General features: G+C 33.6%; 15 protein-coding genes. 4 read left to right on the forward strand and 11 right to left on the reverse strand.

Annotation, left to right across the window (positions count from 1 at the left end; all coding sequences use genetic code 11):
• Positions 1-31: 31 nt before the first annotated feature.
• The 5 genes from ACVCZW_RS13145 to ACVCZW_RS13165 form a co-directional block, all read right to left on the reverse strand.
• Positions 32-601 (reverse strand): phosphatase PAP2 family protein, encoded by a 570-nt coding sequence (locus ACVCZW_RS13145; RefSeq protein ID WP_452232622.1) that lies wholly within the window; start codon positions 599-601, stop codon positions 32-34.
• A gap of 98 nt (positions 602-699) precedes the next feature.
• Positions 700-1,725: a helix-turn-helix domain-containing protein gene (locus tag ACVCZW_RS13150; protein ID WP_452232623.1), complete on the reverse strand. Its 1,026-nt coding sequence runs from the start codon at positions 1,723-1,725 to the stop codon at positions 700-702.
• Positions 1,718-2,803, reverse strand: coding sequence for a methylmalonyl Co-A mutase-associated GTPase MeaB (gene meaB / locus ACVCZW_RS13155; protein WP_452228123.1), 1,086 nt, complete (start codon positions 2,801-2,803; stop codon positions 1,718-1,720). Before meaB ends, ACVCZW_RS13150 begins: the two co-directional genes overlap by 8 nt.
• 76 nt (positions 2,804-2,879) lie before the next feature.
• Positions 2,880-3,314 carry a hypothetical protein gene (locus ACVCZW_RS13160; RefSeq protein WP_452232624.1) on the reverse strand — a complete coding sequence of 145 codons (435 nt, stop codon included), beginning with the start codon at positions 3,312-3,314 and terminating at the stop codon, positions 2,880-2,882.
• A gap of 100 nt (positions 3,315-3,414) precedes the next feature.
• Entirely contained in the window at positions 3,415-3,969 is a 555-nt protein-coding gene (locus ACVCZW_RS13165) for a DUF2911 domain-containing protein (protein WP_452228121.1), read from the reverse strand.
• A 174-nt stretch (positions 3,970-4,143) separates the two neighbouring features.
• Between ACVCZW_RS13165 and ACVCZW_RS13170 the strand changes: the two genes are divergently transcribed.
• The 4 genes from ACVCZW_RS13170 (at position 4,144) to ACVCZW_RS13185 (ending at position 7,561) form a co-directional block, all read left to right on the forward strand.
• Positions 4,144-4,695: an RNA polymerase sigma factor gene (locus ACVCZW_RS13170; RefSeq protein WP_452232625.1), complete on the forward strand. Its 552-nt coding sequence runs from the start codon at positions 4,144-4,146 to the stop codon at positions 4,693-4,695.
• On the forward strand, positions 4,679-5,239 hold the full coding sequence (locus tag ACVCZW_RS13175; RefSeq protein WP_452228119.1) for a hypothetical protein: 561 nt from the start codon (positions 4,679-4,681) through the stop codon (positions 5,237-5,239). Before ACVCZW_RS13170 ends, ACVCZW_RS13175 begins: the two co-directional genes overlap by 17 nt.
• Positions 5,240-5,254: 15 nt before the next feature.
• On the forward strand, positions 5,255-6,748 hold the full coding sequence (locus ACVCZW_RS13180) for a hypothetical protein (protein ID WP_452232626.1): 1,494 nt from the start codon (positions 5,255-5,257) through the stop codon (positions 6,746-6,748).
• A 117-nt stretch (positions 6,749-6,865) separates the two neighbouring features.
• Positions 6,866-7,561 carry a peptidoglycan DD-metalloendopeptidase family protein gene (locus ACVCZW_RS13185; RefSeq protein ID WP_452232627.1) on the forward strand — a complete coding sequence of 232 codons (696 nt, stop codon included), beginning with the start codon at positions 6,866-6,868 and terminating at the stop codon, positions 7,559-7,561.
• Here the strand turns inward: ACVCZW_RS13185 and ACVCZW_RS13190 are convergent.
• The 6 genes from ACVCZW_RS13190 to ACVCZW_RS13215 form a co-directional block, all read right to left on the reverse strand.
• On the reverse strand, positions 7,555-8,325 hold the full coding sequence (locus ACVCZW_RS13190; RefSeq protein ID WP_452228116.1) for a T9SS type A sorting domain-containing protein: 771 nt from the start codon (positions 8,323-8,325) through the stop codon (positions 7,555-7,557). The two genes, ACVCZW_RS13185 and ACVCZW_RS13190, sit on opposite strands and share 7 nt — an antisense overlap.
• Before the next feature lie 11 nt (positions 8,326-8,336).
• Complete coding sequence (locus tag ACVCZW_RS13195) at positions 8,337-13,604, reverse strand: HYR domain-containing protein (protein WP_452232628.1); 5,268 nt, start codon at positions 13,602-13,604, stop codon at positions 8,337-8,339.
• A gap of 267 nt (positions 13,605-13,871) precedes the next feature.
• Positions 13,872-14,276: a hypothetical protein gene (locus ACVCZW_RS13200; RefSeq protein WP_452232629.1), complete on the reverse strand. Its 405-nt coding sequence runs from the start codon at positions 14,274-14,276 to the stop codon at positions 13,872-13,874.
• A 173-nt stretch (positions 14,277-14,449) separates the two neighbouring features.
• Positions 14,450-17,800: a preprotein translocase subunit SecA gene (gene secA / locus ACVCZW_RS13205; RefSeq protein WP_452232630.1), complete on the reverse strand. Its 3,351-nt coding sequence runs from the start codon at positions 17,798-17,800 to the stop codon at positions 14,450-14,452.
• A gap of 189 nt (positions 17,801-17,989) precedes the next feature.
• Entirely contained in the window at positions 17,990-18,211 is a 222-nt protein-coding gene (locus ACVCZW_RS13210) for a DUF2795 domain-containing protein (RefSeq protein ID WP_008272287.1), read from the reverse strand.
• A 158-nt stretch (positions 18,212-18,369) separates the two neighbouring features.
• Positions 18,370-18,942 carry a cob(I)yrinic acid a,c-diamide adenosyltransferase gene (locus tag ACVCZW_RS13215; protein WP_452228112.1) on the reverse strand — a complete coding sequence of 191 codons (573 nt, stop codon included), beginning with the start codon at positions 18,940-18,942 and terminating at the stop codon, positions 18,370-18,372.
• Positions 18,943-20,062: the final 1,120 nt, after the last annotated feature.

Here is a 20,062-nt window from a genome sequence, read left to right on the forward strand (position 1 = left end):
GAACTGAATATTTTATGCGCTATTTGTAGGGTTAAAATGTATACTTTAACCCTATTAAGTAAGTGCTATCATAACTAGTATAAGCAAGTTTAAGATGTTCTTTTTGGTATGGCGTAGTAAAGAGATATGTGCTACCAACACCAACAATAATCCCTCCTAAAACGTCCCAGCCATCATGTCTTTGTTTGTAACCTTCTATTCTAGAATAAGCTACAAATCCCGCTAATGCATACGAAGGAATTCCGTATTTCCAGCCATATCTTTTTTGTATAAAGGATGCGCTTTGAAAAGCTACAGAAGTGTGTCCAGAAGGAAATGCATGACCATCTGTTGCTCCTGCTGGACGAGGTTTGTTAATGGCATATTTTAACGCGTAGGTAACTGCAAGATTTACTGTAAAGCCTTTAGCAAATTGCCAAGTTCCTTTTTTATCTTTTATAAGTATGGTTGTTAAGCCTGCAGCAATTGGCATACCATATCGTAAATAGTCCCCAATATCTTGTACTGCTTTTTTAGTTTTGTATTCGCTATTTTCTTGTGAAAAAGAAGAAAAGGATATAAAAAAGAATGTAAAAAGAAATGCTGTTTTAATGAAATTCATGTGCGTTTTTTGTTCTTAACTAATTAAAGAACGCACTTAAAAAGGAGGTAATTATTTTGGTAGTGTTCAGAATAAGTTATCTGAACATATTTGTAGATTTATAAGAATTTCTTCTTGTATTCTGAAGGTGTTAATCCTTTGATTTTCTTAAAGGTAGCGTTAAATGTTGCCTTAGAATTAAAGCCCACTTCATTTGCTATTGCTAGAAGTGTATAATGAGCATATTGGTCGTTTTTAAGGAGTTTAATAAACGCTTCGACACGATATTCGTTTACAAAATCCTGAAAACTGGTATGCATATGATTGTTTAATATTTCAGAAATATATTGTCTTGGTATTTTTAGATCGTCTGCAACTTTATGAATAGAAAGCTTGGCATCTGTAAAAGCTTTATCCTTTTCCATTTTATGAATTAGGGCCTTTTTATATTTAAGAATTTGCTCCGGATTTAAATTCGAATTTTTATACTTGATTGCTTTCTTGTTTGGTAATGCATCTTTAGGAGAAAGGATTAGTTTTAACGTTATTGCATAAAATAAAAAAGCAATGACAACTAGTAGATAACTTCCAAAATTAGCATCTGTAGAAATGATAATTTCTTTAAAATGAAACCAACTGAATATTTCATTTACTATAGAAATACTTATTAGTAAAATTAATGGGATGATAAAATAAAGCATCCATTTCCTATCTTTACTTTTAAGTATTAAAAAGCTAGTATAGGCCAAATAACTTAAGAATGTAATTTCTACAAATAGTTCTAAGAGCTCTATAATTATGTTTTCTTCGAATACAAAAACCTCTAAGGATTCAATAAAAAAGTAAATAATATTAGGAATAAAAAATAAGTAATCCCTTTTCAAGAATATGGAGTCTTTAGATACATGATACTTGATAAACAGAAATAGAAAGGTGATAAATAACGATTTATCGAAGAAGAAAAAATCTTGGTTTTTTAGGAATATATTATTGTAATCATCTCCAAGAATATATAATATCACAGCGATAATACATCCAATGAGTAAATAAAATGCAGGTTTTAAATAGCTCTCTTTATTCTTAAAAAGGACAATTAATAAAAGTAAACCTTGTAGTAAAGTTACTATTTGTATAGTGTTAATCATGGTTGTTTTTTAATCCTAACAAATAATCTGCAGCAGCAAATGGAGTCGTTTTATTATCTTCAATACGTTGCAATTGTATTTGCAAAGCATCTTTAATTTCAGTATCGTTAAAAAAGCTGCTTTTTAATTGCGCTTCAATAGTTTGAATAAGCCAAAACTTATTCTGTTCGTTCCTATTGTGGTTTAAGTACTTGTTTTTAGTAGTAATTGCAATGTAGGATTCAATGATTTCCCAGATTTTATCAATTCCTTCATTATGCAAAGCACTACATAAAGTTACTTTAGGTTGCCATTCCGAATCTTTTGCAGGATAGAGGTGAAGCGCTCTGTTAAATTCTACTTTAGCAATTTTAGCACTTCTTGCGTTGTCGCCATCGGCTTTATTAATAGCAATAGCATCTGCCATTTCTATAATACCACGTTTTATTCCTTGTAACTCGTCTCCAGCTCCTGCAAGTTTTAGTAGTAAAAAGAAATCTACCATACTGTGAACCGCAGTTTCACTTTGTCCAACACCTACAGTTTCAATAATAATAGTATCAAAGCCAGCAGCTTCACAAAGTATAATGGTTTCCCGTGTTTTTCTTGCAACACCACCAAGAGATTCTCCAGAAGGTGAAGGTCTTATAAACGCATTTTTATCTTTTACCAAATCTTCCATTCTGGTTTTATCACCAAGAATGCTTCCTTTGGTAAGCGAACTACTAGGGTCAATTGCCAAAACAGCAACCTTTTTCCCTTGTGCAGTTAAATGCGTGCCAAGTGCTTCAATAAAGGTGCTTTTGCCAACTCCAGGAACTCCAGTAATACCAACACGAACAGATTTGTTTGCATGTGGTAAACAAGCTGTAATTATAGTATTTGCTTTTTCTAAATGTGTAGGGTTTTTACTTTCTACTAAGGTAATCGCTCTACTTAAAGCGGTAATATTTCCTTTTAAAATCTGCGAAACTAAATCTGCAGCACTTGGCTGTGCTCTTCTTTTTCGTTTAATATTCTGTATAGAAGTAGCATTGGTGATTTCACTTTGTGAAACCCCTTTTTTTTCTTGTAATGCAGATTTGTTTTGTTTAGCCACTAATGTGATAGTTTTAAATTCCAAATTCCAAATTCCAAATTCCAAATTTTCAGAATTTTTATAAATTTATAACTTATTATTTAGATTTTTTGGAATCGTTACCATCATTTAAATAATCTATTTCATCCATTAGCGTTTCAAACAGTTTAAAAACGTTGGATAAGCTATTAAAATCTTTTTTCCGAATACCTCCATTAAATATCAAACTTTTGCCATCTAATTCAATAGTTGGGCTTTTACTATCCATTAAGAATTGTGTTTCTACACATTCAAGTAACAATTCAGAAAACATACTTTTTTGTCCGCTAAAATTATATGTTTCAGATCTAGAGATAAAAGTGAAAAATTGTGATTTACTAAGACAACAGGAAAGGAAATTAGATGCTAAGTCTGTTTTTCTAGCGTTTAAATTTATGTTTGTTTTTCTTCTGTTCCATGTAACAGATACATTAATCATCCAACTATTATAATTTTCAACAAAATGAACTTCTCCTTTGAGAAGTGTCTTCATGGATTGAATTATAGATGAAGTGAATTTATGTTTTTCTTTCAAAAGAAATATTTGTTAGACAACAACGGTTAAATGTAAGCGGAGACTCTAAGCTGAAAATTTATTTCAACGGCACTACAACCATCGTATTATCCCAAGCCATAGTTAAGGATAAGTTATCTGTAGAATTATCAAAACCAATAGTAAATTGCTCTACTGTGGTATCTATTTTTTTAACAGGAACACTAATGTTAACCACATCAAATTCTGGAACACGCATTGGTTTCATTTCCATATCTACGCCCCAAGAATATTGTTTCGAGTTAAACATGACATTCCAAGTACTATCATTTGGTATCGTCCAAATCGTGTATTTTCCAGCAGGTAGCGAATCTTTACCAATTCTTAGCGGTTTATTGGTTTCAAAAGTAGTCGCTTCATTTGCTCCAGTACGCCAAACTTGATTATAAGGTACTAGTGCACCAAAAACTTCACGATCTCTTTTAGATGGCCTGTTATAAAAAACTTGAAGCTTAATATCTTCTACCTGAAAACTTACGTTTTTTTCCGGACTTAAGCGTTCGCTAAAGAATCCGTCATTTTTATATGAATATATAGAAACGGCAACTAATGCAATAGCTAATAAACCGATAACCCATTTTAAAAACCTATTCATTTTTACAAATTTTTTAATACCAATTAATAATGTAAAGATACTTTAAAGTAAGCATCTTTAAAAAGGTAATGCAAATTTCTTACCAATTATTAAAAAAAATATTATCTTTTTTGCAACACAACAAATTTTTAATCGTCTTTAAGGAGAACGAACCAAAAACCAAAAGAGAAAAGCGTGTTTCAAACAGAAATTATTGAAAAATGCAAACAGAATAACCGACTAGCACAAATGCAGTTGTACAACCAGTATTGCAATGGTATGTATATAGTTGCTAATCGGTTTGTGAAGGATGCAGCAGAAGCAGAAGATGTAGTGCAAGAGGCTTTTATTAAAGCATTCGAAAAACTACATCAGTATAAAGCGGAAGTTACTTTTGGTGCGTGGTTAAAACGTATTGTTGTTAATAAAAGTATTGATTACTTGAAATCTAAAAAGCAACAAGTGGTTGCATTAGAAGAAGTGCACTTAAAAGTAATAGATACTCCAAATGATGACAATTGGTTGGTAGACGATGGCATAACGATTGTTGAAGTTAAAAATGCAATAAGCACATTACCGGAAAAATATAAATATGTGATTACGCTGTTTTTATTAGAAGGTTATGATCATCAAGAAATTTCAGAAATTTTAGATATATCGCAAGTAGCATCTAGAACGCAATTATCTAGAGGAAAACAAAAATTGCAAGAATTATTAAAACACAAAAAAGATGGCACAAGATATTAGAGATTTATTAAAGCAAGATTTGCAAGAGCAAAACAAAAAAATGCCGGAAAATCACGAAGCTAGATTTCTTGATAAACTAAACAAAGCATTGCCAGAACAGCAAAAACCTAAATTTAATTGGCTACAAATTGCAGCAAGTATTGTATTGTTTATTGGTTTAGGTTATGGAGGCTTTACGTATTTTAATAATCCAGTTTTGCCTATAGACACTAATCCAACAGTGGTTGCTACTAAAAGCTTAGGAGATGTATCACCAGATTTAAAAAAGGTAGAAGATTACTATTTAGCTAATATTAATTTGGAGCTTTCTAAAGTAAAACTAACACCAGAAAACAAAGAAATGTTTGATGGTTATGTACAACGATTAGAAGATTTAAAAAAGGAATACAAAAAGCTATCTGTGGAGTTAACACAAGATGGGCCTAATGAACAAACTATTAATGCGCTTATCGATAATTTAAAATTTCGATTAAACTTATTACACCGATTAAAAGATCAATTAAAAACATTAAGTACGTTGGATACCATTCCAGATGTAATTTAAAAAAAATATACTAAAATGAAAAATTTAAGAATAACAATACTTACACTTTTTGTCGCTATTAGTAGCATAGCACAACAAAAGCTAGAAAAAATATCGCAATCTATCAACGTAAATCAAAACGCTATAATAGATTTAAATACAAGCCATACCAATATTGAAATTGAAACTTGGGATAAAGATATTATTGAAATTGAAGCGTATTTAGAAAGTGATGTACTGTCTAAAGAAGAATTACAAAAAGCTTTTAATGCTTGGCAGGTAAAAGTCGATGGATCGAAACAAGTAGTTACTATTAAAACGGAAGGATCTTTAAGTTCTTGGTCTAATGAAGGTATTGCGCTTTTTGATGAAAGCTCCTTAGATGCCCTTAAGGAGCTAGAATTTAAATTGGCCGATTTGCCAGTAATGCCTTTGGTAGAAGGTTTGATGGAGTCTTTGCAATTAGAGAATATTCCGAGAATGCCTAATCTGCCAAATTTACCAGACGGTATGAATAGCTTTAATTTTGATTATGAAAAATACCAAGAAGAAGGCGAAGACTATTTAGCGAAATGGAGTAAAGAGTACGAAGATAAGTATGGTAAAGAATATTCCGATAAAATGGAAGTTTGGGCAAAAAACTTTGATGAAAAAGATTGGAAAGAATACGAAAAGAAAATGGAAGCTTGGGGAGAAAAATTTGGAGAACAGTTTGGAGGAGAGTTTGAAAAAAACATGGAGAAATGGGGCGAAGAATTTGGAAAGAACTTTGAAAAAAAGATGGAAGCTTGGGGAGAAAATCTAGAAAGATCTATAGAAGAAAGTGACTTTGAAGAAAATATGGAAGCTTGGGGAGAAGCATTAGGGAAACGTATAGAGGAATCTATAAATAGATCTTTTGTTGAAGAAGGTGACCATGAGGATAGTCCGGAAGATATATATGCTACATCTAAAAATTCGAACTTAAAAGTAAAGAAAACTATAAAGATTAAAATGCCTAAAAAAGCGAAGCTTAAAATGAATGTGCGACATGGTGAACTTATACTTGCTTCTGCAATACGCAATGCAAAAGCAGATATTTCGCATTCTAGTTTAATAGCAAATACCATTGATGGAAGTGAGACTTCCATCCATGTTTCGTATTCTCCAGTTAAAATAATCAATTGGAATGCAGGCGAATTAAAACTTAATTATGTCGATCAGGCAAAAGTAGAAACAGCTACTAGTTTGGTTTTAAGTGCAAATTCCTCTAATGTTACGATTAAAAATATTGTAAGTAATGCGGTTATAGATGGTAGTTTTGGGGATTTAATTATTGGTAATATTTCTAACGATTTTAAAAATATTAATTTGGTTTTAGAAAACAGCGAAGCGAATGTGAAACTGCCTCAAGGAGATTATAACTTATTCTATAAAGGAACAAAATCGTTATTTAATAACGAAAGCACTTCTAGTAAAACGGTAAATAGTGATAGCAATAAAACCATCGTTATTAATGCAAAGTACAGTAATGTTGTTGTGAAAAAATAATTCTATAATTTTTGTTTATCGGAATGTATTTCTAATTCTGAAATACATGCAGAAGTACTAATTATCTCTTTTACATTTCAGTCTTTTATTCTTACTTTTGAAAGAAACTAGCACGAAATGAATTCTGAAGATTTCCTCTTATTCTTAAAAAGTATCGACACTAAACCGCTTCGTGTATTAGATGCATCTATTCCAAATTCAGAATATATTGCTATAAATCTATCTGAAAATAATGCAGCTTTAAACCATTTTGACATTTCTTCTTCCCAAGCTTGGCAAAATTATATGCAGCATTATTTGAAAAAGCATAATAAAACAGTTGCTTTTGGAGGTTACCTTGAGCATCGAAACCTTTATAAACGCAGTGTTTATTTTAATCAAGAAAAAAAGGACGAAGAACGCAATATGCATTTAGGTCTTGATTTATGGATTGCAGCAGGAACTGAAATTTACACGCCATTAGACGCAACGGTACATAGTTTTAAAAACAATACTAATTTTGGAGATTATGGACCAACCATAATTTTAAAACATAGTATTAAAGAGGTAGAATTCTTCACGCTTTATGGTCATTTAAGTGTAGCTTCAATAACTAATTTAAAAGTTGGTCAAACCTTTAAAGCAGGAGAAACTGTTGCTACATTGGGAGAAGCAAAAGTTAATGGTGATTATGCACCACATTTACACTTTCAAATTATAAGAGATTTAGAAAATTATGTTGGTGATTATCCCGGCGTTTGCAACAAAAAAAATCTGGACAAGTTTAAAAAAAACTGTCCAGATCCTAACACTATACTAAAACTGAATTATTGATTAATTAATATTTTAAATGTAGCGTTTTCGTTTTCTATAGATGTAATAGTTACAAAATATAAGGCTTCATTTAGATGCTTTACCGGAATAGCAATTTGGTTGCCAATAGTATTTATGTTTTTAATTTGCTGAATCCATTTACCATCGACACCATGTATATTTATGTCCTTAATTTCGGAAGGCGTATTCGTTTTTATATACAATACATCCCTTACCGGATTTGGAAATATCGAGAAACTATTACTAAAATCGTTTTCTTCCGTAGTAAGTGTTGCTAGAATGATATCATTAGTAGATCCTGTAATGTTTTCTGCATCTGTATTAGAAACTCCAGTCCCATTAGGGTCTGCAATTGCGTATAATACGTGCTCTATTCTAACACTTTCACTGGTGCTAATAACTTCAAAAACGGCAGTAAATAATGTTGTTGTTCCAAATACATCATTAAAAGCACCAGCTGAATATCGAATAACTCCCGGAACACTTGTATCATTAGATAATGGTACGTTTAAATCTGTATTGTCAGGTGTTAAGCTATTTAATTGTATCACAGTTTCATTAAACTCCAAATAAAGTTGTACTACTCGGTACGGTGTTGTTCCAGCTAAAGCCTGAATGGTATAGGTAAATGTTTGCCCAACGGTTAAAGGAGGAGTTACATCTACATTAGAAACTAAATCTACTGTTTGTGCCGTTACGTTTATGCTACCAATAAATAGTAATAGTATAAACGTTTTAATTTTAAATAATTTTAAAGTTTTCATAGTTCTTAGTTTTAGTCATTTTGTGTTTCACCAGATAGACCAAAGTTTCCGGAGAATAAGCCAAAGTCAAAAAAGTTTATAGTTAAATTATTATCATAATCTGCACGACCATCATATCCAATCTGTGTTGAGCTTAATCCGTATGTTCCAGATAATATACCAAAGTCAAAAAAGTTTATGGCATTATCATTATTTCCATCTCCAGCTAGTAATTCTGTTACAGTTTCTGTCTGATTTCCAATTAGATTAACGGTTATCAATCGTTGTAAATAAATTTCATGTTTTACTAATACTTTATAATTTCCAGGAAGAATTCCTGTGCTAAGAATTATATTTCCAGAAGCATTTGCAGTTTCGATGAAGCTGTAAGCAGGAGTTGCTAAATCATTAACATTGTAAAAGATAACCGAATAGCTTCCAGAATGATCTATTCTACCTTGTAAAGAAACATTTAAGTTTAATTTGTACGTAGAAGTTACTGTTATTGTTTGTTGGCAAGCAGTAGATTCATTTCCTGCTGTATCTGTTGCTGTCCAAGTTATCACTGTATCTCCTAAAGGGTACGGGTCTGTTAGTAATAAAGCATCGTTTCTTATGCCAATATATGTAATGGTTCCTGTACAATTGTCTGTTGCAGTTGGTTTTATAATAGTTATAGTTGCTTGAGTGACTCCTTGTGCAACAAGTTCTTCGATATCTAACGGACAAGTAATAACCGGTAATTCATCTTCTGTAATGGTTATGGTTTGATCACAAGTAATGGAATCATTTCCTGCAGTATCTGTTGCGGTCCATGTAATAATAGTATCCCCAACAGGATAAGGATCTGTTAATAATAAAGCATCATTTCGTACGCCAGTATAAGTTATTGTTCCTGTGCAATTATCAGTAGCAGTTGGTTCTATGATGGTAACTAAAGCATCGCAAGAAGCTATATCTGAAGTTTGGGTAATGTCTAACGGGCAAGTAATAACTGGTAATTCATCTTCTGAAATGGTTATGGTTTGATCACAAGAAACTGAATCATTTCCTGCAGTATCTGTTGCGGTCCATGTAACAATAGTATTCCCAACTGGATAAGGATCTGTTAATAATAAAGCATCATTTCGTATGCCAGTATAAGTAATTGTTCCTGTGCAATTATCAGTAGCAGTTGGTTCTATTATGGTAACTAAAGCATCACAAGAAGCTATATCTGAAGTTTGTGTAATGTCTAACGGACAAGTAATAACAGGTAATTCATCTTCTGTAATGGTTATGGTTTGATCACAAGTAATGGAATCATTTCCTGCGGTATCTGTTGCGGTCCATGTAATAATGGTATCTCCAACTGGATAAGGATCTGTTAATAATAAAGCATCATTCCGTACGCCAGTATAAGTAATTGTTCCTGTGCAATTATCGGTTGCTGTCGGTTCTATGATGGTAACTAAAGCATCGCAAGAAGCGGTATCCGTGGTTTGGGTAATGTCTAACGGACAAGTAATTATTGGAACTTCTGTATCTTCAAGAACAGTCCAAATAAATGTTTCAATCGCGTCTGTACTTCCTAGTTTAGAAACAGTAACCGTTACTTGATGCACACCATCGCTATTTAATCCTCCAGTTATTGCACTAGGATTAATAGTACCAAAAATAAGTCCGTTGGTAGGTTCTATTTGTAATCCGCTTGGTTGTCCGCTAATAGAATATGTGAAGTTTTCCGAAGTACTTCCGCCATTAGCTATTGCGGAAAAATCTGAAATTTCTAAGACACAATTTGTAATATCTGCTATAGGATCGATAATAATATCCGAAGCTTGTAAAGCAAGAATTTCAATAGCATTAACCATTGGATTTTCTATATTTCTGAAAAATTCTATTTCTAAAATCCCATCTAATACCAATACATTCTGCTGAATCATTCCTACTCGTCTATGTCCAAACCTTGCAGAAGGATCCACATTTTCTAAGAAACGTTGGTTTTCAATATCTACGCTATAAATTCGTTCTCCAGGATCTGAAGTTCCATTATATAAATTAGCAACATAAAAATTAACGATATAATCGCCATTAGGAACAGGAATAGAAAAGATCATAGGAATAGAAGTCGCACTAATACTTCGTTGTGAATTTAGAACTGTTTCATAGGTTGTTTGGTCTACATACGAAGGAATAGATGCATCTTTATAAGAATAATCTAGAGTAGAAATGGAGTATCTAGATCCAGAGGAAACGGCATAAGATGTACCTGTAAAAGTTCCGTTGCTATTGTTTGCTTCCCAGTCTGGACCAGAATCGCTTGCTGTTACTAATGGGCCACCCGCGTTTATTCTTACTATAGGGGAATAGGTATCTGTAATTTCTCCGGTTACATTTACTTGAATAGGAGAGTTGCTTCCAGAATGTACCATTTGTAGCGATGCGTTTTTTACTCCTAAAACACTATTAGAAATAAAATGAATAGGAAGATCTTCGTTAGTCCCCGCATTGATAGTTAACGGTAAAGTTATATTGGTTGAAAACATAGCGGCATCCGTACCAGAAAATTGAAGTGCCGTTATTGTAATGGCGTCATCTGTTGGTCCTCCTTCATTACTAATATTAAGTTCTTTTGTTCTTAAAGAATTTGTGGTAGGAGTTAAACCAAAATCTAATGGGTTAGGAGTTGCGGTTAATATGCCGTTTTGGTTTTCGTAAACTTCTATATAATCCCAAGTGGCTGTAAACGGATTGGAAGCACTTCCAGAAGCGTCTCTTGCTGTCGAAATCATTCCAATAGCTAATCCTTTAGTATCCAATGGGTCTAAAAAAGTAGAAGGTAAGGATATTGGGCTTCCTAAAACGAGTAGTGTTTGTCCGTCATCAATAGAATAAAACGGTTGCGCAGTATTCGCTGTAGGATCTATACTAAAGTATAAACTTACAGATCCAGCATTTAATATTCCAGGAACATCATAGGTGTTATTGATGGTAATCACACCATTATCTTCTAGTAATACTTGTAAGCCATGCACGGTATCCACATTAGTTGTACCATTCATTAAAACGAGTTTTAGATAATTATCTTGATCTCCATTACCAAAGCTAATACCATACGATTGATGATCTATAGGTTGTGTTTGCGAACCGTTTATACCAAAAAACGGAGATTCAATTTTAGAATGAATAGTAAAAGGATTCGAATTGATATCTACATTTACACCAAACTGAAAACCATTTTTTTGTGTATTGTTAGCAGCATCACCAATGGTTACGTAATCAACCGTTGCTTTACCAGCAGCACCACCAAAGGATAAATCGACTTCGTCAAATTGGGTTAAGTAATCTGTACTTCCGGAAGGATCTAATAGTAAACCAGTAAAACCTAAACCGAAGAAACCTGTTCCTGGGTCATTATTCCAAAAAGCAAAATCAACAGGAAGATTCGTGCTTAAACCATTATTTACATCTAACGCAAAAGCATCATTAACATCTAAAATGGTATCATTATCATCATCTGGATCATTTAAATCGGAAATAAAATCGCCATCATTATCATTCGGTTTACTTCCTTGCGAACAAATATTTGTGCCATTATCTATTTCATCTTGATTAGAAAATCCATCGCCATCATTGTCGGCTAACGGATCATATCCAGGTTCTCCAGGTTGCGTACAATCTAAGTCAGATGGTTCAAAAACGGTAATATTATTTGCGCCATAGGTTGCAGCCCAAACCGTACCTGGAAAAATATCGGTATCTCCTTGTGCTGAAATATCTAAAGGCAAGGCTCCAAAACCACTAAAGATGATTTCCTGTTCTAAAACACTATCTCCAGCAGCATTTAGTACATATCTATTAATATCGCCATTAAAGGAAGCTGTTAAGATATTGCCTTGCATAATACCACTAAAGTTTGTTGCGGTATACTCCAATATACCATTGGTGGAGGAAGGTCTAACATCTAAAATATTATTTTTCGGACTTCCAATAGGTTCATCTACCAAGTATTCTCCTAAACGTGGATCATCCGGAAAATCGCCAATAGCAAAAGATGTGTTGAAATATCCAGAGGTTCCAACTATTAAAGACTGTAAGGTATTTGTGCTGGTAGCAACCCATGAACCATTAATTTTTTGGTAAGCAATAACTTCTGCACGAGAAGGGAATGCATTAATAGGAATTGGATGCCCTCCATAATATGTTTTATTTGCATCATTGATAGTACCTACATAATGTAATGGGTCCCCAATTAAACTACTTCCAGATTCATTCATTTCATTTTTCACATAATGATTTACCGGGTCGTAGGTTATTGTGCTTTCATCTCCTAGATATGTGTTTGTGTTATTGTCGTAAACTCTTGGAACGCCGCCCCAAAGGGAGTTCGGACCATTATCTGAAGTGTAAATTCTTCCGTTATCAGTTACAACAACATCATAAGCATTTCTAAAACCAGGAGCAAACAATTGTATTGGTCCTCCAGTTTCCGGAAAAGCTTGGTTTAAACTATTATTTCCTCCAAAAGGATCATTAACATCTATGGTTGCATCTCGTAATGGATGACCAATAGGATATGGGAAATCGGCATGTGTTTTGTCTATATCTAATCTTGTAGGATCATTTAAGGTTGGTAAATCGTAAACATAATCTGTGTTGTTTCTAGGGTCTGTATACGTTGGCATAGCGTCTAATTGCGTGAGATCTACAATGAGCATAGAAGCCGATAAAAAATATTCTGGAGTACCAGCAAAGTTATTACTTGGTGCTCCTTTATTGGTATTCCCACCTTGAACAATTAAAAGGTAGTTATTGCCATTGCGTTCAAAAAGATCCATGCCGTTTATCGCATGATTTTCTTCACAACGTGGTAAACCTCTAATTAAATCTACTTTGTCCCAAGAAGTACCATTCCATTCTAATTTAGATAAAATACCAGAATTTGTATCTAGATTGGTATCACTACCAGCGCCTCCGCCTCCAAATAAATAGTCGGATGAGGTTACATATAGAATAGGATTTGTAGAAGTTCCTGCAGTCGCTATTCCCGTTATTAAACGCTGTTGTGTTGTATTTGAAATCCCACTATCATTATGGTTTACAATACCATTTTGTATGGTTGTAATAGCTTCGGTACTTGTAATGGTATATGTTCCATTTCCAGAGGTGGCAGCATCTCTATTTATAGTATATGCCCAAATTTTCCCATCTTGTTGCGATACGTATAATCTATTATCCGGACCAAATTCTAAAGAAGTAGGATTCAACACCGATTCTCCAACCAAGCCGGATGCTCCAAAACTAATCGTTTGAGCCATGCTTTGAAAAGATATAAGTAATGTGGAAATTAAGATGAATAGCACAAAATTTCGCTTTAAAGTAACATAAAGCTTCATAGTTTTTTTTCGTATTTTATTAGGTGCTATTAATCGAAAAAAAATAAAGGAGTATATGTTGCTGTTATGCAACGGAATAAATTTAAGGAATATTGAATAAACTTCGGTGTAATCGGAAATATATTCGTTGAAACGGAATAAAATCGGTTGTTTTGTTTATCGGTAAAAAGGAAGCATTAAAAGATAGATTTATTCTTCATTCATTTTATTGATGGCAGCGATTCTACCCACAAAAAAAGCAGCAATTACAGCAATTATTCCTGTGATTATTGACCAAGTAGGATGCGACATGGCTAGAGAGCCTCCAATAGAACCTAAAATTATAATTCCGGAAACGATATACGCAGGGATTAGGGACGTTTCTGAAACAGCTGTAGAAGCAATCATACCTCCAATAATACCAAAAAAGTGTGCTACAATAACTAAGAGCATTGCGCCTGCAGGTATTAAATGCATGTTTTGTTTTATAGATTCTGGATCCATAGGATTTGCTCCTGGTGGAAAGGTGAAAAATTGTGGACCTAAAATATATAATAAAAATACTACTAGTCCGGCAACAACTAGACCAACAGCAATAGCAAATGCATTTCTCATATCTTCAATTTTGGTTAGGTATTTTTAAAGATACAAAAAATAAATTGTTAAAAAATTAAAGTTTATTCTTTTTAGTGGTCTTTTTTGTGATAATAGGATAATAAAAAACCTGAAGTATTACCTTCAGGTTTTAAGATCCTGAAACAAGTTCAGGAAGATGTATTAGGTTTTTATTACTCTACTAAAACCCATTCGCCTTTAGCGATTAAAGGTTCTGCTTGTTTGTATTTTACGGTTTTATTTTCGCCACTCATAACGTGTTTAATAGTAACCTTGTCATTACGTCCAATTTTTGGTTTGTCACGTACAATAGTTTCTACTACTTCTGGTAGACGTTGCGTATTCCCGGCAGCTCTATTTTGAGCAGAACGTTCGTCTAAATTAGGAATCTCGTCTTTTTGCGTTTGTAAATTTTCTTTTTTACGCGTTTCTTTTGCTTCTTGAATATTAGATTCTTGCGTTGGTAATTCTCCTTTAAATAAGAAAGAAATCACATCTTTATTTACTTGATCTATAGTTGTTTTAAACAACTCAAAAGCTTCAAATTTATAAATTAATAAAGGATCTTTTTGCTCATGCACTGCTAATTGAACCGATTGCTTTAACTCATCCATTTTACGTAAATGTGTTTTCCAAGCATCATCAATAATAGCTAGTGTAATATTCTTTTCAAAATCGGTTATAAGTTGTTTTCCTTTCGTTTCATACGCTTTTTCAAGGTCTGTAACTACTTGTAAAGATTTTACACCATCTGTAAATGGTACCACTATTCTTTTAAACTTTTCGCGTTGTGTTTCATATACATTAGCGATAATAGGGAATGCAATTTCTGCATTACGAGCCATTTTTGCTTTATAATGTTCAAAAGCAGCTTTATATACACGTTGTGCAATTTCTAATACGGGAAGCTTTACAAATTCAGCTTCCGTAATTGGAGAAGCCATAGAGAAATAACGAATTAATTCAAACTCGAAATTCTTAAAATCGGAAGCACCTTTATTTGTTTCTGTAATGTTTTCCGCAGTATCATAAACCATGTTGGCGATATCTACACGAAGACGTTCCCCAAATAAAGCATGATATCTACGTTTATAAACAACCTCACGTTGCGAGTTCATGACATCATCATATTCTAGTAAACGCTTACGTACACCAAAGTTATTTTCTTCTACTTTTTTCTGTGCTCTTTCAATAGATTTAGAAATCATAGAATGCTGAATTACTTCCCCTTCTTCTAATCCCATTCTATCCATCATTTTGGCAATACGTTCACTACCAAAAAGACGCATTAAATTATCTTCTAATGAAACATAGAATTGGGAGCTACCAACATCTCCTTGACGACCGGCACGACCACGTAACTGTCTGTCTACACGACGAGAATCATGACGTTCTGTACCAATAATTGCTAAACCACCTGCTGCTTTTACTTCGTCACTTAATTTAATATCGGTACCACGACCAGCCATATTGGTTGCAATAGTTACTTGTCCGCTTCTACCAGCTTCATCTACTATTTCGGCCTCTTTTTTATGCTGTTTTGCATTTAAGACATTGTGCGGAACTTTACGAATAGAAAGCATTTTTCCTAAAAGTTCTGAAATTTCTACGTTAGTAGTACCAATTAAAACTGGTCTTCCTGCTTGAGATAGTTTTGTAACTTCATCAATAACCGAATTGTATTTCTCCCGTTTTGTTTTAAATACTAAATCTTGTCTATCATCACGTGCAATAGGTTTGTTAGTAGGGATTTCTACAACATCTAATTTGTATATTTCCCAGAACTCACCAGCTTCTGTAACCGCAGTTCCTGTCATTCCAGAAAGCTTTCGGTACATTCTAAAGTAATTTTGAAGGGTTACCGTTGCAAAAGTTTGCGTAGCATCTTCAATTTTTACATTTTCTTTTGCTTCAATGGCTTGGTGTAAACCGTCACTATAACGACGACCATCCATAATACGACCCGTTTGCTCGTCTACAATCATCACTTTATTATCCATTACCACATATTGGTTGTCTTTTTCAAAAAGAGCATATGCTTTTAGTAATTGGTTTAGGGTGTGAATACGTTCGGACTTGATTGCGAAATCGCGGAATAATTCTTCTTTTTCTTCTGCTTCGTCTTCTTTGCTTAATCCTTTTCCTTCAATTTTTGCAATTTCAATACCAATTTCTGGCATGACGAAAAAGTCCGGATTATCTTTTCCAGAGATGTATTCTATACCTTTATCTGAAAGTTCTATTTGATTATTTTTTTCTTCAATTACATAGTACAATTCTTCATCTACCTTAGGCATTTCACGATTGTTATCTGCCATGTAATGGTTTTCCGTTTTCTGAAGTAATTGTTTAACACCTTCTTCACTTAAAAACTTAATTAAAGCTTTGTTTTTAGGAATACCTCTATATACACGAAGTAGTTGAAAACCACCTTCTTTTTCATCCCCAGCAGCGATCAGTTTTTTTGCTTCGACTAAAACCGTTGTTAAGTATTTACGTTGTACCGAAACAATATCATCTACTTTAGGTTTTAAGGCATCAAATTCATGTTGATCTCCTTTTGGTATCGGACCAGAAATAATTAATGGGGTTCTAGCATCATCGACTAAAACAGAATCGACCTCATCGACAATAGCGTAGTGATGTGGACGTTGTACTAAATCATCTGGATTATGCGCCATATTATCACGCAAGTAATCAAAACCAAATTCGTTGTTGGTACCATAAGTAATATCTGCATTGTACGCTTTTTTACGAGCAGCAGAATTAGGTTTATGATAATCTACACAATCGACACTCAAACCATGAAACTCAAAAATTGGAGCCATCCATGCGCTATCCCTTTTTGCTAGATAATCATTTACCGTTACTAAGTGAACACCACGACCAGCTAAAGCATTAAGATACACAGGAAGTGTTGCTACCAACGTTTTACCTTCTCCAGTATGCATCTCGGCAATTTTACCTTGGTGCATTGCAATACCACCAATTAATTGCACATCATAATGAATCATGTCCCAAGTAATCGCTTTTCCTGCAGCATCCCAAGAGTTTGCCCAAGTTGCTTGGTCTCCTTCTAAGGTTACATAATCATGTTCTCCAGAAATTACTCTATCAAACTCATTTGCTGTAACGGTTATGGAAGTATTGTTTGTAAAACGTCTAGCAGTTTCTTTAACTACACCAAAAGCTTCTGGTAAAATATCGTTTAGTACGTCTTCGGTAACTTTATAAATTTCGTCTTTTATAGCATCAATTTCTGAATAAATATCTTCCCGTTTATCGATGTCCTCTTCATTCTCTGCATCTACTAAAAGCGCATCTATTTTTGTTTGAAGTGGCTTACGTGCTTCGGCTATTTTCTCTTTGAAGAAAGCTGTTTTTGCTCTTAGTTCATCGTGAGATAATGCTTCTAAAGCAGCCTCAAAGGTTTTGATTTTATTTACTAAAGGTGTTATGGACTTTACGTCTTGCTTAGACTTGTCGCCAACAAATACTTTTAGTACAGAATCTAAAAAAGTCATGTGTGGTATGTTTTTGTTCTTATTATTTTCAAGCCTTTGCTTGCAAGGATAATAAGTTTTTGATTGTTATTATGTAAAGATAAAACCCTAATAAAAAGGATTTCAAAGATACGTTAAGTTGTTATTTTATTATAATTATAACCAAAAAAAAGTCTCATATGAGACTTTTTTATTGATAATTTTGTGATATTAATACTCGTCCTCATTCCAGAGGTAATCTTCGTCCGTTGGATAATCAGGCCAAATTTCTTCAATTGAGTCGTAAGAGTCTCCTTCGTCTTCAATTGCTTGTAAGTTTTCAACAACTTCTAAAGGTGCTCCCGTTCTGATTGCGTAATCAATAAGTTCGTCCTTTGTTGCTGGCCAAGGTGCATCACTTAAATAAGATGCTAGTTCTAATGTCCAATACATTTCTAAATGTTTTTATTTTTGCAAAAATAAATTTTTAGTTTAGATAGTCAAGAGAAAAGTGAATTATTTTTTCAATAAATTAAAAGAACGTCCATTTTAACTGTAAACTACTAGACACTAAAGTACTTTGCAGTGTTACTAATTACAGGCGGTAAAATTTATTGCTTTTCAGGAATCCATTTTACTTCATCTGCTTGCAAATCATAAGACAATTTTCGTGCCAAGACAAAAAGATAGTCTGATAATCTGTTTAAGTACATTAAAGTGGTAGGTTCTACGGTCTCTATGTCGTTTAAAGCTGCTGCTAAGCGTTCTGCACGTCTACAAACACAGCGAGCAATATGACAGAATGACACGGTTTGATGACCACCTGGAAGTACAAAATGCGTCATTTGAGGCAGGTCTTCATTCATTGTATCCATTTCTTTTTCTAGTAGTTCTATGTTTTCTGAAGAAATTTTAGGAATGTTTAATCGTTCTTTTCCATTTTTAAGAATTGCTTTTTCGGGATCTGTAGCTAAAACAGCACCTACCGTAAAAAGGCGGTCTTGTATATGGATAAGAATTTCTTTGTATTTGGTATTTATTTCTTGGTCTCTAATTAAACCAATATGCGAGTTTAGCTCGTCTACAGTACCATAACTTTCGATACGGATATGGTGTTTTGGTACTCTTGTGCCTCCAAAAAGTGCGGTGGTACCTTTATCTCCTGTTTTTGTGTATACTTTCATGCTTCTAAATTCAAGGTTTTGGATTTAAGATTCAAAGTTAGTGAAAATGAAAATGAATGTGAAGTTGAAAACTGTGACAGTGAACTGAGACTGCATATTATTAAAAATATCTGATAGATGTTTTTTTTTATACAAAACGAAAAAGCAATTTCACTTAAACTGACATAGACAAAAGGCAAAGGGAAACACCCATAAAGAGCGATACTCGGTATCTTTGATGATGCTATGTTTTTTTTTAAAAACACCCCTAAAGTCCCCTCAAGGGGACATTGCTGCGAGGTTGCTTCGTGTTAAGGTTTTTCTAATTGGCTTTGTTGGGTGTTTTTGATGAAAATATGTTTTCATTTCGATAATTCTTATGGGACTGGTTTGCGTGATTACTCTTGTGGAATAGCTAGAATAACTAAAAAGATACTTGTTTACTGCTCCTTCCTTTAGCTAAAGGAAGGTGGTTTTTTGTGGTAACGAAAAAGTGGATGGTTTGTCGTAAAAGGCGAAGCACTTTGTTACAAGAGAATAGGATAGGAGGTTTTGTTTGTTTTTGGATTATTGAAATTGAAAACTACAACTGCATATTAATTTCTCTCGCGAAGGCACAAAGCTTATTCTTGTATATAATTAGGAATAACTAAAGAGATACTTATTTACTGCTCCTTCCTTTAGTTAAAGGAAGGTGGTTTTTTGTGGTAACGAAAAAGTGGATGGTTTGGCGTAAAATAAGCAAAGCGCATTTTAAAATGTGGACTGTAGTAAAAGGATGGTCTGGTTATTGGCAGATGAAAAAGTACCTGTGTAGATTGGTCTGCAATAAGGATTGTAATGGTGTTCGTTCTGGAAACACCCATAAAGAGCGATACTTGGTATCTTTGATGATGCTATGTTTTTTTTGAAAAACACCCCTAAAGTCCCCTCAAGGGGACATTGCTGCGAGGTTGCTTCGTGTTGAGGTTTTCCTAATTGGCTTTGTTGGGTGTCTTTGATGAAAATATGTTTTCATTTCGATAATACTTATGGGGACAGGTTTGCGTGATTACTCTTGTGAAATAACTAGAATAACTAAAGAGATACTTGTTTACTGCTCCTTCCTTTAGTTAAAGGAAGGTGGTTTTTTGTGGTAACG

The organism is Lacinutrix sp. MEBiC02595, from assembly GCF_053601555.1.

Bases quoted from the DNA above. Each gene is read 5' to 3' on its own strand.
- ACVCZW_RS13160 (WP_452232624.1), bottom strand. From the start codon at position 3,314: ATGAAGACACTTCTCAAAGGAGAAGTTCATTTTGTTGAAAATTATAAT.
- secA (WP_452232630.1), bottom strand. From the start codon at position 17,800: ATGACTTTTTTAGATTCTGTACTAAAAGTATTTGTTGGCGACAAGTCT.
- ACVCZW_RS13165 (WP_452228121.1), bottom strand. From the start codon at position 3,969: ATGAATAGGTTTTTAAAATGGGTTATCGGTTTATTAGCTATTGCATTA.
- ACVCZW_RS13195 (WP_452232628.1), bottom strand. From the start codon at position 13,604: ATGGCTCAAACGATTAGTTTTGGAGCATCCGGCTTGGTTGGAGAATCG.
- ACVCZW_RS13180 (WP_452232626.1), top strand. From the start codon at position 5,255: ATGAAAAATTTAAGAATAACAATACTTACACTTTTTGTCGCTATTAGT.
- ACVCZW_RS13175 (WP_452228119.1), top strand. From the start codon at position 4,679: ATGGCACAAGATATTAGAGATTTATTAAAGCAAGATTTGCAAGAGCAA.
- ACVCZW_RS13150 (WP_452232623.1), bottom strand. From the start codon at position 1,725: ATGATTAACACTATACAAATAGTAACTTTACTACAAGGTTTACTTTTA.
- ACVCZW_RS13215 (WP_452228112.1), bottom strand. From the start codon at position 18,942: ATGAAAGTATACACAAAAACAGGAGATAAAGGTACCACCGCACTTTTT.
- ACVCZW_RS13145 (WP_452232622.1), bottom strand. From the start codon at position 601: ATGAATTTCATTAAAACAGCATTTCTTTTTACATTCTTTTTTATATCC.
- ACVCZW_RS13210 (WP_008272287.1), bottom strand. From the start codon at position 18,211: ATGTATTGGACATTAGAACTAGCATCTTATTTAAGTGATGCACCTTGG.
- ACVCZW_RS13190 (WP_452228116.1), bottom strand. From the start codon at position 8,325: ATGAAAACTTTAAAATTATTTAAAATTAAAACGTTTATACTATTACTA.
- ACVCZW_RS13185 (WP_452232627.1), top strand. From the start codon at position 6,866: ATGAATTCTGAAGATTTCCTCTTATTCTTAAAAAGTATCGACACTAAA.
- ACVCZW_RS13200 (WP_452232629.1), bottom strand. From the start codon at position 14,276: ATGAGAAATGCATTTGCTATTGCTGTTGGTCTAGTTGTTGCCGGACTA.